Origin of the sequence: Pseudomonas zanjanensis, assembly GCF_014268745.2 — a bacterium.
In the GTDB taxonomy this organism is placed as follows: domain Bacteria; phylum Pseudomonadota; class Gammaproteobacteria; order Pseudomonadales; family Pseudomonadaceae; genus Aquipseudomonas; species Aquipseudomonas zanjanensis.
Window position 1 is genome coordinate 454,089 of record NZ_JABWRB020000002.1, and the last position, 14,014, is coordinate 468,102.

At 62.7% G+C, this 14,014-nt stretch carries 13 protein-coding genes; 8 read left to right on the forward strand and 5 right to left on the reverse strand.

Annotated elements, in window-relative coordinates; all coding sequences use genetic code 11:
- Positions 1–151: 151 nt before the first annotated feature.
- The 4 genes from ehuA to ehuB all read right to left on the reverse strand — a co-directional run bounded on the left by ehuA (position 152) and on the right by ehuB (position 3,263).
- Positions 152–1,021, reverse strand: a complete 870-nt coding sequence (gene ehuA, locus HU715_RS17805) for an ectoine/hydroxyectoine ABC transporter ATP-binding protein EhuA (RefSeq protein WP_408003292.1) — start codon at positions 1,019–1,021, stop codon at positions 152–154.
- Entirely contained in the window at positions 1,021–1,677 is a 657-nt protein-coding gene (gene ehuD, locus HU715_RS17810) for an ectoine/hydroxyectoine ABC transporter permease subunit EhuD (RefSeq protein ID WP_186705104.1), read from the reverse strand. Before ehuD ends, ehuA begins: the two co-directional genes overlap by 1 nt.
- Positions 1,674–2,333 carry an ectoine/hydroxyectoine ABC transporter permease subunit EhuC gene (gene ehuC, locus HU715_RS17815; protein WP_186705105.1) on the reverse strand — a complete coding sequence of 220 codons (660 nt, stop codon included), beginning with the start codon at positions 2,331–2,333 and terminating at the stop codon, positions 1,674–1,676. Before ehuC ends, ehuD begins: the two co-directional genes overlap by 4 nt.
- Positions 2,334–2,405: 72 nt before the next feature.
- On the reverse strand, positions 2,406–3,263 hold the full coding sequence (ehuB, locus tag HU715_RS17820; protein ID WP_186705106.1) for an ectoine/hydroxyectoine ABC transporter substrate-binding protein EhuB: 858 nt from the start codon (positions 3,261–3,263) through the stop codon (positions 2,406–2,408).
- Positions 3,264–3,553: 290 nt separating this feature from the next.
- Between ehuB and ehuR the strand changes: the two genes are divergently transcribed.
- From ehuR to HU715_RS17860, 8 genes are all read left to right on the forward strand, one after another.
- The gene (gene ehuR, locus HU715_RS17825) at positions 3,554–4,948 is read left to right on the forward strand and encodes a MocR-like ectoine utilization transcription factor EhuR (RefSeq protein ID WP_186705107.1); all 1,395 of its coding nucleotides are present in this window, start codon (positions 3,554–3,556) and stop codon (positions 4,946–4,948) included.
- Positions 4,949–5,251: 303 nt separating this feature from the next.
- Entirely contained in the window at positions 5,252–6,223 is a 972-nt protein-coding gene (eutB, locus tag HU715_RS17830) for a hydroxyectoine utilization dehydratase EutB (RefSeq protein WP_186705108.1), read from the forward strand.
- Between the two features lie 22 nt (positions 6,224–6,245).
- Entirely contained in the window at positions 6,246–7,238 is a 993-nt protein-coding gene (locus tag HU715_RS17835; RefSeq protein WP_186705109.1) for a cyclodeaminase, read from the forward strand.
- Positions 7,239–7,277: 39 nt separating this feature from the next.
- A complete protein-coding gene (gene doeA, locus HU715_RS17840) occupies positions 7,278–8,468 on the forward strand; it encodes an ectoine hydrolase DoeA (RefSeq protein ID WP_186705110.1) in 1,191 nt (396 codons plus the stop codon).
- A 3-nt stretch (positions 8,469–8,471) separates the two neighbouring features.
- Positions 8,472–9,473, forward strand: a complete 1,002-nt coding sequence (gene doeB, locus HU715_RS17845; protein WP_186705111.1) for a N(2)-acetyl-L-2,4-diaminobutanoate deacetylase DoeB — start codon at positions 8,472–8,474, stop codon at positions 9,471–9,473.
- 311 nt (positions 9,474–9,784) lie between these two features.
- Positions 9,785–10,264 carry an Lrp/AsnC family transcriptional regulator gene (locus tag HU715_RS17850; RefSeq protein ID WP_186705112.1) on the forward strand — a complete coding sequence of 160 codons (480 nt, stop codon included), beginning with the start codon at positions 9,785–9,787 and terminating at the stop codon, positions 10,262–10,264.
- A 130-nt stretch (positions 10,265–10,394) separates the two neighbouring features.
- A complete protein-coding gene (locus HU715_RS17855) occupies positions 10,395–11,882 on the forward strand; it encodes an NAD-dependent succinate-semialdehyde dehydrogenase (RefSeq protein ID WP_186705113.1) in 1,488 nt (495 codons plus the stop codon).
- Positions 11,879–13,264, forward strand: coding sequence for an aspartate aminotransferase family protein (locus HU715_RS17860; protein WP_186705114.1), 1,386 nt, complete (start codon positions 11,879–11,881; stop codon positions 13,262–13,264). The genes HU715_RS17855 and HU715_RS17860 overlap by 4 nt, the downstream gene beginning before the upstream one ends.
- A gap of 246 nt (positions 13,265–13,510) precedes the next feature.
- Here the strand turns inward: HU715_RS17860 and HU715_RS17865 are convergent, their stop codons facing one another.
- A complete protein-coding gene (locus tag HU715_RS17865) occupies positions 13,511–13,948 on the reverse strand; it encodes a Z-ring associated ZapG family protein (protein WP_181287677.1) in 438 nt (145 codons plus the stop codon).
- Between the last annotated feature and the right edge of the window lie 66 nt (positions 13,949–14,014).

Here is a 14,014-nt window from a genome sequence, read left to right on the forward strand (position 1 = left end):
CGAGACGCACATGTCCGGAATTCCCCAAACCCATTCAATCAACCAGACACACAGGGTGTCTGGCTTTTAGGGCTGCTTTGCAGCCCAGCGGGGCGGTGCGACGTTTCGCTAAATCCCCTCGCCACAACAGTGTTCACGCCAGTGGGTAGGTTTAGTTCGCCTCTTTCACCGCACTCAAGAACGCACACGTACGCTCCTGCTGCGGGTTTTCGAAGATCTGCGCCGGTGTGCCCTGCTCATGAATCTGGCCCTTGTAGAAAAAACAGACCCGATCAGCGAACTCCCGCGCAAACCCCATCTGGTGGGTCACCATCAGCATCGTCAGGTTGTGTTCGGCCCCCAATTTGCGGATCACATTCAGCACCTCGCCGCACAACTCCGGATCCAGCGCCGAAGTCACCTCGTCAAACAACATCACCTTGGGCCGCATCGCCAGCGCCCGGGCAATTGCCACCCGCTGTTGCTGGCCGCCGGACAACTGCGACGGGTAATGGTCGAGCTTGTTGCCCAGCCCCACCAGTTCCAGCAGGTCGGCGGCGCGCTCCCGGGCTTCCTTCGGGTTCATGCCCAGCACCTGCACTGGCGCCTCGATCACGTTCTGCAGCGCGGTCATGTGGGGGAACAGGTTGAAGCTCTGGAACACCATGCCGATCTTGCCACGCACCCGGCGGATGTGCCGGTCGTTGGCCGGCACCAGTACGCCGTTGCGGTTGGGCATGTGGGTCAGCGAGTCGTCCTCGACGCGGATCTGGCCCTGGTCGATGCCTTCCAGGGTCATCAGCACCCGCAGCAGCGTGGACTTGCCCGAGCCGCTGGGGCCGATGATCGCGACTTTTTCACCGGGCGCGACATCCAGGTTCAGATGGTCGAGTACCGTGAAGCTGCCGTAGCTTTTGGTCACGTCCTGGAAACTCACAATCGGCCGGGACGGTGTCGGAATTTGCATGGCCGGGGCCTCCTGCTGTGACGCCAGCGTGCTGCGCCGGGACAAATCGGTGGGCGTGGACAGGGGTAAAGTCATTAGCGTAGCTCCATGCGCGTTTCAAGGCGCCGTACCAGATAAGCCAAGGCGAGGCTCAGGGCGAGGAAGAACAGGCCGACCAGGGTGATGGGCTCCAGGTAACGGAAATGCTCGGAACCGATGTTCTTGGCCTGCTGCATGATTTCCACCACGGTGATCACCGACAGCACCGGCGTGTCCTTGAGCATCGCCACCAGGTAGTTGCCCAGGGGCGGCACGATCGGTCGCAGCGCCTGGGGCAGGATGATGTTGCGGTAGGCGTCGTACGGCGCGATGTTCAACGCCGTCACCGCTTCCCACTGCGCCCGTGGCACCGCGTCGAGGCCACTGCGATAGACCTCGGCGATGTAGCAGGCATAGTGCAGGCCGATGCCGAGGATGCCGACTTGCATGGCCGTCAGGCTCAAGCCGTAGTTGGGCAGCACGTAGTAGAGGAAATACACCTGGATCAGCAGCGGCGTGCTGCGGATGAACTCGATCACCGCCGTGGCCGGCCACGACAGCCAGAACTTGCGACTGCGCCGGCCAATCGCCAGGAACAGCCCCAGCACGATTGCGATCAGGAAACCGATCAGGGTAATGCCCACGGTGTTGAGGGAGGCGCGCAGCAGGTCCGGGAGGATCAGTGCGGCGTAGGACCAGTCGAACAGCGTCATGACAGACCTCCACGCATCCGGCCCCGGCTCAGCCGTCGCTCGACGTTGCGCATGCCGAAGTTGATGGCTTGGGCGAGAATGAAATACAGCACCAGCGCCAGGCTGAAGACCTCCAGGGTCTGGAACGTCGCCTGATCCAACTGGCGCGCCCGGAAGCTCAGGTCGGACAAGGTGATCAGCGATACCAGCGAGGTGTTCTTCAGCAGCTCGATCAACAAGTTGGTGCCCGGTGGAATCGCCGCCAACAATGCCTGGGGCAGGATGATTCGCTTGAAGCGGGTGAAGGCGCTGAAATTCAACGCCGTGCAGGCTTCGTATTGGCCCTTGGCAACCGAGCTGATGGCGCCGCGCATCACCTCGGCCCCGTAGGCGCCGATGTGCAGGCCCAGGCCGACGATGGCCACGGCGTAGGGGCTCAGCTCCACATTGAAGGGCGGCAGCGGCAGCACGAAGAACAGCCAGAACAATTGCACCAGCAACGAAGTGCCACGAAACACTTCGATGTAGGTGATGGAAAACCAGCGCAACGCGCGCCACGGCGACAGCCGTCCGAGGGCCGCGAGTACCGCCGCGACAATCGCCAGCAGCGAGCCGAAGAACGTTACCTGGAGCGTAACCCAGGCCCCTTGAATCAATAACGGAAGTAATTCGCCCATGGTTCAACCCGATATCCGATGAAGCAGGGAACGAGCATCACGCCTGCGCGTCATGCCCGTTTCGGCGTGCCATTAGGGCTGAGCGCAAAGCTCGGCCGCGGTCTTGCTGGTGACGTTGGATTTGTCGAAGCCGAACGGTGCAACCGTCTTGAGATGCTCTTCGGAGCCCAGCCACTTCTTCAGCTCGGCATTGACCGCGTCGCGCAGGTCTTTGTCCTCGGGGCGGAAGGCCAAGGCGCCGTAGCCGATGTGGGACGGGTCGTCCTTGAATTCGGTCATCGCCTCTACTTTATCGCCACCCTTGCTGGCCAGGCCCTTCATGGTCAGTTGGGTGCCGACGGCCGCGTCGGCGCGACCGGCGCGCACGGCTTGCAATTGCGCGGTGGTGTCGGGGACCTGGAGGATCTGATCGTCCTTGACCCCGGAGTCGCGGGCATAGGCCAGGTTCACCGTGCCGGCCATGATGGCCAGCTTCACGTCCGGTTGCTTGGCGATGTCTTCATAGCTGTGGAGTTTTTTCGGGTTGCCCTTGGCCACGAGCAAGGCGTCGGGCAATTGATACTGCGGATCGGTGAACAACACTTGCTTGCAGCGCGCCGGGGTGATGTACATGCCGGCGGCAATCACATCGAAGCGACCTGCGCGCAGGCCAGGGATTAGCGAGCCCCATTCGGTGAGCACGCCATTGACCTGCTTGATGCCCATCCTGGCGAAAATGATCTTGGCGATCTCCGGCGACTCACCAGTGACGGTGCCGTCGGTTTCGGTGAAGGCGAATGGGGTTTCGTTGGCGTAGCCGATCCGGATGCTGCTGTTGCTTTTGACGGTATCCAAGGTGGCCGCCTGGACGCTGCCGGCCAGGCCCAGTGCGGCACAAGTCAACAAGAGTCGGCGCAAGGGTGTGCAAGTGCGGGGAAGAAAATTGCTCATCGATAAAATCTCCTGTTTCTTGTGGATCCGTCAGCGGACGGTTCTGTGTTAGGAGGCAGTGTGACAAGAGCAAAGCGTACAGCGGCGGATCCGGGCGGGGCCTGGAAGCGGTAACGGCGCCGGTACAGGTCGATCCGGCTTTTTATCGGGGCAATGAACCCGCCTGGAGGACGACCTTGGACCGAGCATACAAAAGCCCCGACGCGGATTGTATTGCACTAGGACAATTGCTTTGCCGCCATGGCCGCGCAATGCTGTGCGCACCCGTTCTCACGCCGGTTGCAGCCGTTATGGATAAGTGGAAATCAGCCTTGGACCTCGCCCGCAGCGGTGAATCCAAATACAAGATCCTGGTGCAGGCCATTGCCGACGATATCGAACAGGGCGCCTTGGCCAACGACCAGCGCCTGCCGCCGCAGCGGCAGGTGGCCGACGCCATGGGCATCAGCGTGCAGACCGTCACCAATGCTTACAAGGAGCTGGAACGCCAAGGGCTGGTCCGTTGCGAAGTAGGGCGCGGCAGTTTTGTTTCGCGGCGCATGAGCGACCGGGTCGCCACCTACATACTCGACAGCCCCGAGCGGGCGCTGGTGGATTTTTCCATCACTCGCATCCTCCACACTCGCGAGCATGACCAGGCCTGGCGGGATACCTGCGCGGCGCTGAGCACTGAAGAGGATCAGCCGTGGATTCACGCGTTTCGGCCCATCGCCGGTTTCGAATCCCATCGCGAAGCGGCGGTGCAGTGGATTGGCCGGCAAGGGCTGAAAGTCGACCGTAACGATGTGCTGATCACCAACGGCGCGGCCCATGGGATCTTCCTGGCGCTCGCTTCCCTGGCGGGCCCCGACGATGTGGTGCTTTGCGAAGGCTTGACCGACCACGGCGTGATCGGCAATTCCCAGGTGTTGGGCTTCACCCTCAAGGGCCTGGAGATGGACCGCTATGGCATCGACCCCGAACATTTCGAAGACATGTGCAGCAACGAGCGCATCACCGCGCTGGTGTGCACGCCGAACCTGAACAACCCCACCACCAGCCTGATGCCCGACGCCCGGCGCCGGGAAATCGCCGAGATCGCCCGGCGCTTCGGTGTGCACATTATCGAGGATGATGTATACGGTCCGCTGCTGGACGAACGCCGCGCGCCGCCCATCAGTCATTATCTGCCGGAGTTGTCGTTCTACTGCACGAGCATGACCAAGTCGGTGCTCACGGGGTTGCGCATCGGTTACCTGGTGGTGCCCAAGCGCCTGGCGTTGCGTACCGAGAGCATCCTGCGGGTCAACAGCTGGATGGCCACGCCGATGGTCTCGGAGATCGCCACCCGCTGGATTCGCGATGGCCGCGCCGAGTCGCTGGTGCAGTTGCAGCGCCAACTGTTGGCCGGGCGCCAGGCGATGGTCACCGAATACATGGGCGAGCATGTGTTGGCCCAGCATCCTCATGCCTTGAACGCCTGGATCGGCATCCCGCCCCACTGGGAAGTGGACAGCCTGGTGCGGGCGCTGCGCCACAAGCACATCGCCGTCACTTCCCCCGACCCGTTCACCGTACGCGGCACTCCCCGGCCGCGCGCGGTGCGAGTGTGTGTCGGCGCCGAATGCAGCGATGAAGAAATGCGCCATGCGCTGATCGGCATGCGCGAGATCTTCAACCAGTATCCGCAGATTCATGATTTTTGATAGGCAAGCAGTGGGCTTTCTCCGAAGTTGCATGTGCTTTTGTGGCGAGGGAGCTTGCTCCCGCTCGGCTGCGAAGCAGTCGTAAAAACAGTTAACTGTCTTCAGATACATCTGGTTGAATGGATTTGGGTCTGCTGCGCAGCCCAGCGGGAGCAAGCTCCCTCGCCACAGGGATAGGTGGGTCATGCTGAATTTGTCGATCTTTCAGCCGACACTGAATGCAAAGTAAATTGCCCTAGTACATTCATCACCACAATCCAGCCCTCTTAGACTGCGCCCAACACATCTGCTCGGGACGCAGTCATGACAGGGTTGCAGCTTCAGGACATTTACCTCGCCCGCCAGCGCATTGAGTCGCAGGTCAGGCGCACGCCCATGGAGCATTCCCCGAGCCTGTCGCGACGGATCGGCGTGCCCGTATACCTCAAGCTGGAGTCCCTGCAAATCACCGGCAGCTTCAAGCTGCGCGGGGCGAGCAATGCCGTCGCGCAACTCAGTTCGGAGCAGAAGGCCCAGGGCGTGGTCACCGCGTCGACCGGTAATCATGGCCGGGCGCTCGCCCACGCGGCCTCGCAGCAGGGCGTCCGGGCGATTGTCTGCCTGTCGAACCTGGTACCGGCCAACAAGGTGCAGGCGATTCGCGATTTGGGCGCCGAGGTGTGCATCGTCGGCCAGTCCCAGGACGATGCCCAGCGCGAAGCCGAGCGCATCGCCCGAGAGCAGGGGGCAACGTTTTTACCGCCCTTCGATCACCCAGCGATCATCGCCGGCCAGGGCACCCTCGGCCTGGAGATCCTCGAACAGCAGCCGGACGTGGCCCAGGTCCTGGTGCCGTTATCCGGTGGCGGCCTGTTCGCCGGGGTTGCCCTGGCCCTCAAAGGTGCCAACCCCGCGATCCAGGTCCACGGCATCAGCATGGCCCGTGGTGCGGCGATGCACGCCAGCCTCGCCGCCGGACAACCGGTGGACATCGAAGAGTTGCCGACCCTGGCCGACTCCCTCGGGGGCGGCATCGGCCTGGACAACCGCTACACCTTCGCCATGACCCGGCAATTGCGCGATGACCTGCACCTGCTCTCGGAAGCCTCCATCGCCAATGCCATCCGCCACGCCTATCACCACGAACGCCTGGTGCTCGAAGGCGCCGCCGTGGTGGGCATCGCGGCGCTGCTCGACGGCCTGGTCGAGCCGCGCGGCCCCATCGTCCTGGTGGTCAGCGGGCGCAACGTCGACATCGAACAACATGCCCGCGTGATCGCTGGCGCCAATGCCTGATAACCGTTAACGGAGCCCTGTCATGAGTGACGTCACCCTATTGAGCGAAGCCGACTTGCGCAGTTGCGTGGCCCTCGACCTGGCCAGCATCGACGCCATCGAGCAGGCTTTCGTGCTGTTGGCCACCGCCGCCGTGGCGATGCCGCCGATCCTGCGATTGGACATCCCCGAGCACAACGGCGAAGTGGATGTGAAGACCGCTTACCTGCCGGGCCTGGAACGCTTCGCCATCAAGGTCAGTCCGGGTTTTTTCGATAACCCCAAGCTTGGCCTGCCCAGCCTTAACGGCATGATGATGCTGCTCTCGGCACGCACCGGTTTGCTGGAGGCGCTGTTGCTGGACAACGGTTACCTCACCGCCGTGCGCACCGCCGCCGCCGGTGCCGTGGCGGCGCGGTGCCTGTCTCGCGAGGACAGCCGCAGCGTCGCGTTGATCGGTGCCGGCGAACAGGCGGCGTTGCAGCTTCAGGCGCTGCGCCTGGTGCGGCCCATCGACGAGGTGCGGGTCTGGGCGCGGGATGTGCAAAAGGCCAAGGCGTTCAGCCAAGACTTGGCGCGTGACAGCGGACTGGCCGTCACGCCTTGCGCCTCCATTGACGCTGCCCTGGAAGGCGTGGACATCGCCATCACCTGCACCCCCAGTCGCGAGCCGCTGATCGAAGCCCGCCATTTGCACCCTGGCTTGCACATCACGGCGATGGGTTCGGACGCGGAACACAAGAATGAAATTTCCCCGCAAGCCCTGGCGGCCGCCGATTGCTATGTCGCCGATCGCCTGAGCCAGACCCGCGTACTCGGCGAACTGCACCACGCCCTGGCGGCCGGCACCGTACGCGATGACCTGGCGCTTCTGGAATTGGGACGAGTATTGGCAGGGCAGCGGATTGGACGTTCCGATACGGCGCAAGTGACGCTCTGCGACCTCACCGGCACCGGCGCCCAGGACACCGCCATCGCCAACCTGGCGTTCGAGCGGGCGAGGGCGGCGGGCAAGGGCTTTGCGTTCGGTCGCTAGATCATTTTCTTCATGAGTCATTGAACAGAGGGCAGGTGGATGTCAGAGATCGTCGTCAATCTTCCGTTTAAACGGGAGGAATACACCCAGCGCCTGGCGAAGGTTCGCGCGGCCATGCAGGCCCAGGGCCTGGAGCTGCTGCTGGTCACCGATCCGTCGAACATGGCTTGGCTCACCGGCTATGACGGTTGGTCGTTCTATGTGCACCAGTGCGTGCTGCTGGCGCTGGAGGGCGAGCCCGTGTGGTTCGGCCGCGGCCAGGATGCCAACGGTGCCAAGCGCACGGTGTTCATGCAGGCCGACAACATCGTCGGCTACCCGGACATCTACGTGCAGTCCCGCGAGCGCCACCCCATGGACTACCTGTCCCGCGAGGTGATCATCGCCCGTGGTTGGGGGGCGCTGAGCATCGGCGTGGAGATGGACAACTATTACTTCAGCGCCGCCGCGTACCTGTCGCTGCAAAAGCACTTGCCCGACGCGACGCTGGTAGACGCGGTGGGCCTGGTGAACTGGCAGCGAGCGGTCAAGTCGCCCCAGGAAATCGCCTACATGCGCATCGCCGCGCGCATCGTCGAGAACATGCACAGCCGGATCCTCGAACGGATCGAACCGGGCATGCGCAAGAACGAACTGGTGGCCGAGATCTACAGCAGTGGCATTCTCGGTGCGGATGGTCATGGCGGCGACTACCCGGCCATCGTGCCGCTGTTGCCCACCGGCGCCGACGCCAGCGCGCCGCACCTGACCTGGGACGATTCGCCGTTCGAACGGGGCGCCGGGACCTTTTTTGAAATCGCCGGTTGCTACAAGCGTTACCACTGCCCGTTGTCGCGGACCATTTACCTGGGCAAGCCGCCCCGACATTTCCTCGACGGTGAAAAAGCCGTGGTCGAAGGCATCGCCGCCGGCCTGGACGCGGCCAAGCCGGGCAACACCACCGGGGACATCGCCGTGGCGTTTTTCAAGGTGCTGGAGAAGTTCGGCATCCACAAGGACAGCCGTTGCGGCTACCCCATCGGCATCAGTTATCCGCCGGATTGGGGCGAGCGCACCATGAGCCTGCGCCCTGGCGACAACAGCGTGTTGCAACCGGGCATGACCTTCCATTTCATGCCGGGGCTGTGGATGGACGATTGGGGCCTGGAAATCACCGAGAGCATTTTGATCACCGAAACCGGCGTCGAGACGCTGTGCAACGTGCCTCGTCAACTGTTCGTGAAGGATTGAGCCATGCCTGACGTGCCCAACAATCCGATCAGCGCCACGGTCGACTTCAGCCGCGAGGGCGTGCAGCACGGCTTTCTCAAGCTGCCGTATTCGCGGGACGATTCGGCCTGGGGGGCGGTGATGATCCCCATCACCGTGATCCAGCGCGGTAGCGGCCCGACGGCGCTGCTCAGCGGTGGCAACCACGGTGATGAATACGAAGGCCCGGTGGCCTTGAGCAAACTGGCCCAGCAGTTGACCGCCGAGGACGTCACCGGGCGAGTGATCATCGTGCCGTTCATGAATACCCCGGCGTTCCATGCCGGGCGCCGGACTTCACCCATCGACAAGGGCAACCTGAACCGCAGTTTTCCCGGCCGGCCGGACGGCTCCGTTACCGAGAAAATCGCCGACTATTTCAATCGCACGTTGTTGCCGTTGGCGGACATTGTCCTGGACATTCACTCCGGTGGCCGGACCCTGGATTTCCTGCCGTTCGCCGCCTGCCACGTCTTGCCGGACAAACAGCAACAGGCCCGCTGCGAGGCCGGGATGCTGGCGTTCAACGCGCCATATTGCATGCGCATGTTGGAGCTGGACGCCGGGGCGATGTACGACACGGCGGCCGAATCCCAGGGCAAGGTGTTTGTCACTACCGAACTGGGCGGCGGCGGTTCATCAACCGCCCGCAGCGTGGCGATTGCCGAGCGCGGGGTGCGCAACCTGCTGATCCACGCCGGCATCCTGCGGGGCTCGATCGAGCTGCAGCCGTCGCTGGTGCTCGACATGCCGGACGCCAGTTGTTTCATCGCCAGCGAACACAACGGTTTGCTGGAAATGTGCCGTGATCTTGGTGAAAACGTCACCCAGGGTGAGGTGGTGGCGCGTATCCATGACACCACCCGCAGCGGCGTCGCCCCGGTCGAATACCGCGCCGCCCGCAGCGGCCTCCTGGCGGCCCGGCACTTTCCCGGGCTGGTGCAGTGTGGCGATACGTTGGCGGTGATTGCGGATGTGTTGGCTTGATAACAGCCAGCCACAAATTTCCCTGTGTACATATAAAACCTGTGGGAGCGAGCCTGCTCGCGATGGCGGTATAACAGATGATAGAGGTGCTGAATGTAATGGCCTCATCGCGAGCAGGCTCGCTCCCACAGGGATTTACGGTGATTGCAGGTTGGTGATTCGCCACAGATAAATGTGGGAGCGGGCTTGCTCGCGAACGCGGTGTGACATGCAACGGATATGTTGAATTTGATGGCCTCTTCGCGAGCAAGCCCGCTCCCACAAAGGCCTGCGTTGAGTCTGAGTTTTTTAACCACCCGGAGCCCGGCCCCATGCACAAACTCGATCGCTACGACCTCAAGATCCTGCAGATCCTCGCCGAGGATGGGCGCATCACCAAGTCGAGCCTGGCCGAGGCCATCAACCTGTCGGTGACGCCGGCCTGGGAGCGGGTGCGCAAGCTGGAAGCGGCGGGCTTGATCATCGGTTACCGGGCGCAGATCGATTGGGGCGGGGTGTTCAAGCGCCAGCAGGTGCTGGTGGAGATCACCCTGGCCCGACACACCGCCCAGGACATGCGCCGTTTCGAGCAACGCATGATCACCGCGCCGGAAGTGGCATTCTGTTACGCCACCGGTGGCGGTGTGGATTACCTGGCGATGATCCAGGCACCGGACGTTGATGCCTACCAGCGTTTCGTCGATCAACTGCTGCTCGAAGATCTCGGCATCGAACGCTACTTCACCTACATCGTCACCAAGACCATCAAGACCGCCGGGGCCTTGCCGGCGGAGTTGGCGTCCTCTTCCTGAGCACCGCAGAAAACACTGTCCAGCAGGTCGTTTCCAGAAAAAAGCCAAGGTCTGACCCCGCGCAAACACCCGAAAGCCCAAGCGCCGCTGCCCTAGCATGGATTCACGCACACGCTCTGGAGTGAACGTCATGCCTTACCAACATCCGCTGCTGTTCAAAGCGCTTTGCTACATTGATGGCCATTGGGTCCACAGCGACAGTGGCCAGAGCATCGCGGTGCACAACCCTGCCACCCGCACGGTTATCGGCCATGTGCCGATGCTCGATCAGCCACAGATCGTCGCGGCGGTGGACGCAGCGCATCGCGCCTTCCCGACGTGGCGCGAGCAGAGCCTGGAGACGCGCGGCGCGATCCTGCGGCGCTGGACAGCGTTGATCACCGAACACAGCGAAGACCTCGCACACATCCTCAGCCTGGAACAGGGCAAACCGTTGGCCGAGTCCCGTGGCGAAATCGCCTATGCCGCCAGCTTCATCCCTTGGTTCGCCGAGGAAGCCCGGCGCCTTTACGGCCAGAACATCCCCAGCCATATCCCGAATGCGCACCTGGGCACCATCAAGGAGCCGGTGGGCGTCTGCGCGCTGCTCACACCGTGGAATTTCCCTTCGGCGATGATCACCCGCAAGGCCGCCGCGGCCCTGGCTGCCGGCTGCACGGTGGTGATCAAGCCCGCCCACGAAACGCCGTACTCAGCGTTGGCCCTGGCGCAATTGGCCGAGGAAGCGGGCTTTCCCGCCGGGGTCTTCAACGTGGTCTTGGGCGAGCCGCAAATGGCCATGGAAACCCTGGTCAAGGACCGTCGTGTACGCTCGGTGAGTTTCACTGGCTCGACCCGGGTCGGCAAACTGGTGCTGCAAGCGGCGGCCCATGACGTGAAGAAAGTCGCGCTGGAACTGGGCGGCAACGCGCCGTTCATTGTCTGCGCCGATGCCGACCTGACGCTGGCGGTGAAAGTCGCTGTGGAAGCGAAGTTCCAGACCTCGGGCCAGGATTGCTGCGCGGCCAACCGAATCATGGTGCAACGCCCGGTGTACCCAGCGTTCCTCAGTCGTTTCGCCGCAGCGGTGCGTGCCTTGCGCGTCGGGCCGGCCATGGTCGGTCAACAGGAACAGGACGTGGATGTCGGGCCGTTGATGCACCAGGCGGCGTTCGATGCGACCGCTGATCGTGTCGCCGATGCCCTGACGCTAGGCGCTCAGCGCCTGTTGGGGGGCGAGGCCCACGCCTTGGGCGGGTTGTTCTATCAACCGACCGTGCTGGCCGATGTCACGCCGCAGATGCGCATCTACCGTGAAGAAAACTTCGCGCCCATTGCCGGGGTGATGCCGTTCGACACCCTGGACGAAGCCATCGAAATGGCCAACGACACCGAATACGGACTGGCGGCCTATATTTGTTCGAACCGCCTGGACGTCATCTATCCGCTGATCCGCCGTCTCGACCACGCGATGGTCGCGGTCAACGGCGTCAAGTTCACCGGCCACCCGATCCCCTTCGGTGGCATGAAAGCCTCCGGCCTCGGTCGTGAGGGTGGCAGCGAGGGCTTCGAGCCCTTTGTCGAAACCAAATATTTTTGCCTGCACCATCAAGGCCAGTTCCCAGGAGAGTCCGCATGAGCCAAGAATTCAACACGCTGTTCGAACAAGACCGTGCGCATTTCATGCACCCCTCGACCCACGCCCATGACCACGCCAGCGGCGCGCTCAAGGGCCGGATCATCAAGAGCGCGTCGGGCGTTCGCATTCGCGACTATGAGGGCCGTGAGTTCATCGACGCCTTTGCCGGGCTCTACTGCGTGAACATCGGCTACGGCCGCACGGAGGTGGCTGACGCCATCTATAAGCAGGCCAAGGAGCTGGCCTATTACCACACCTACGTCGGCCACTCGAGCGAGGCGATCATCGAACTGTCCCGTCGCATCATGGACTGGGCGCCGGAAGGGATGAAGAAGGTTTACTACGGATTGTCCGGCTCCGATGCCAACGAGACCCAAGTCAAGTTGGTGCGCTACTACAACAACGTGCTGGGCCGGCCGTTGAAGAAAAAAATCATCTCGCGGGACCGTGGCTACCATGGTTCGGGCATCATGACCGGCAGCCTGACGGGGCTGGCGACCTTCCACCAGCATTTCGACCTGCCGGTGGAAGGGGTCAAGCACACCGTGTGCCCGCACTGGTATCGCAAGGCCCCGGTGGGCATGGACGAAGCGGCATTCGTGCGCTATTGCGCCGATGAGCTGGAGAAGATGATTCTTGCCGAAGGCCCGGACACCGTGGCGGCGTTCATCGGTGAACCGCTGATGGGCACCGGCGGCATCATTGTCCCGCCCGCCGGTTACTGGGATGCGATCCAGGCCGTGTTGAAGAAGTACGACGTGCTGTTGATTGCCGACGAGGTGGTCTGCGCGTTTGGTCGCCTGGGGTCGAAGATGGGTAGCCAGCGCTACGGCATGAAGCCGGACCTGATCACCACCGCCAAGGGGCTGACCAGCGCCTATGCGCCATTGTCGGCGGTGATCATCGGCGAAAAGGTCTGGAGCGTGATTGAAAAGGCCTCCCAGGCCGAAGGCGCCATGGGCCATGGCTGGACCTATTCCGGGCATCCGATCTGCGCAGCGGCGGCGTTGGCCAACCTCGACATCCTCGAACGGGAAAACCTCACGGCCAATGCCGAGGATGTTGGCGGCTACTTGAACCGTCGGTTGCGTGAAACGCTGGAAGGTCATCCGCTGGTGGGGGAGGTTCGCGGCGACGGCATGCTGGCCGCCGTGGAGTTCATGGCCGACCGTGAACAGCGCACGGCGTTCGACCCGGCACTCAAAGTCGGCCCGAAGGTCTCGGCTGCCTGCCTGGAGCGCGGCATGATCGCCCGCGCCATGCCCCACGGCGACATCCTGGGCTTCGCCCCGCCGCTGATCCTGACCCGGGAGGATGCGGACCTGATCGTCGACATCACCAAAGGGGCTATCGACCAGGTGGCAGAAGAGGTGTTGGCTTAACTGAGATGCCTCAGTACACCGATCCCTATGGCGAGGGAGCTTGCTCCCGCTGGGCCGCGAAGCGGCCCCAAAACCAGGCAACTCGGTGTGCCAGGAAAATCGAGTTCGCTGCTATAGGGCTGCTCCGCAGCCCAGCGGGAGCAAGCTCCCTCGCCACGGGGGATCAAATTGAAATAGGGAATTGGAACCAATAAAAAAGCCCGCCTGATCATGGGATCGGGCGGGCTTTTGGGTGTCGCTTGGAAATTACTTCTTCAAACCGTAATGCTCATCGAGCATGCCGGGCGAATTCGGGGCCTTTGGCGCGTAGTCCCGTGGCGGTTCCTGGATCCCTTTGGGTGGGGTCAGGCGTTCCCGTGGCGTCTGTGCCGCATCGGCTTGCAGGGCAGCCAGCAGGCGCTGGCGAGTCTGCTCGTCCAAGGCAAGGCGATTGGCCCCCTCGGACAGATGATCCTGGACTTCCTGGTAGCTCTGGGTGAGTTTTTTCACCAGAGACGCGGTGCTGTTGAAGTGAGTGACCACTTCATTCTGATAACTGTCGAAACGTTCCTGGATGTCGTCCAGCTGACGTTGGGTGCTGTTGGGCACCGCGTTGGGCAGCAGGCGGGCAAGCAGGAATCCAATGGCGACACCGGCAACCAGGGCAAGAGTCGGCAACAACCAAACTAAGAGCGAGTGTTCCACGAGTCCTTCCTCTATAAACGGCTTTGCTTTACGTTAACGGCTCGGACCTGCGCTGTATACCGCGAA

Coding starts and splice junctions, on each gene's coding strand:
- ehuA (WP_408003292.1), bottom strand. CDS start 1,021: ATGACTTTACCCCTGTCCACGCCCACCGATTTGTCCCGGCGCAGCACG.
- ehuD (WP_186705104.1), bottom strand. CDS start 1,677: ATGACGCTGTTCGACTGGTCCTACGCCGCACTGATCCTCCCGGACCTG.
- ehuC (WP_186705105.1), bottom strand. CDS start 2,333: ATGGGCGAATTACTTCCGTTATTGATTCAAGGGGCCTGGGTTACGCTC.
- ehuB (WP_186705106.1), bottom strand. CDS start 3,263: ATGAGCAATTTTCTTCCCCGCACTTGCACACCCTTGCGCCGACTCTTG.
- ehuR (WP_186705107.1), top strand. CDS start 3,554: ATGGATAAGTGGAAATCAGCCTTGGACCTCGCCCGCAGCGGTGAATCC.
- eutB (WP_186705108.1), top strand. CDS start 5,252: ATGACAGGGTTGCAGCTTCAGGACATTTACCTCGCCCGCCAGCGCATT.
- HU715_RS17835 (WP_186705109.1), top strand. CDS start 6,246: ATGAGTGACGTCACCCTATTGAGCGAAGCCGACTTGCGCAGTTGCGTG.
- doeA (WP_186705110.1), top strand. CDS start 7,278: ATGTCAGAGATCGTCGTCAATCTTCCGTTTAAACGGGAGGAATACACC.
- doeB (WP_186705111.1), top strand. CDS start 8,472: ATGCCTGACGTGCCCAACAATCCGATCAGCGCCACGGTCGACTTCAGC.
- HU715_RS17850 (WP_186705112.1), top strand. CDS start 9,785: ATGCACAAACTCGATCGCTACGACCTCAAGATCCTGCAGATCCTCGCC.
- HU715_RS17855 (WP_186705113.1), top strand. CDS start 10,395: ATGCCTTACCAACATCCGCTGCTGTTCAAAGCGCTTTGCTACATTGAT.
- HU715_RS17860 (WP_186705114.1), top strand. CDS start 11,879: ATGAGCCAAGAATTCAACACGCTGTTCGAACAAGACCGTGCGCATTTC.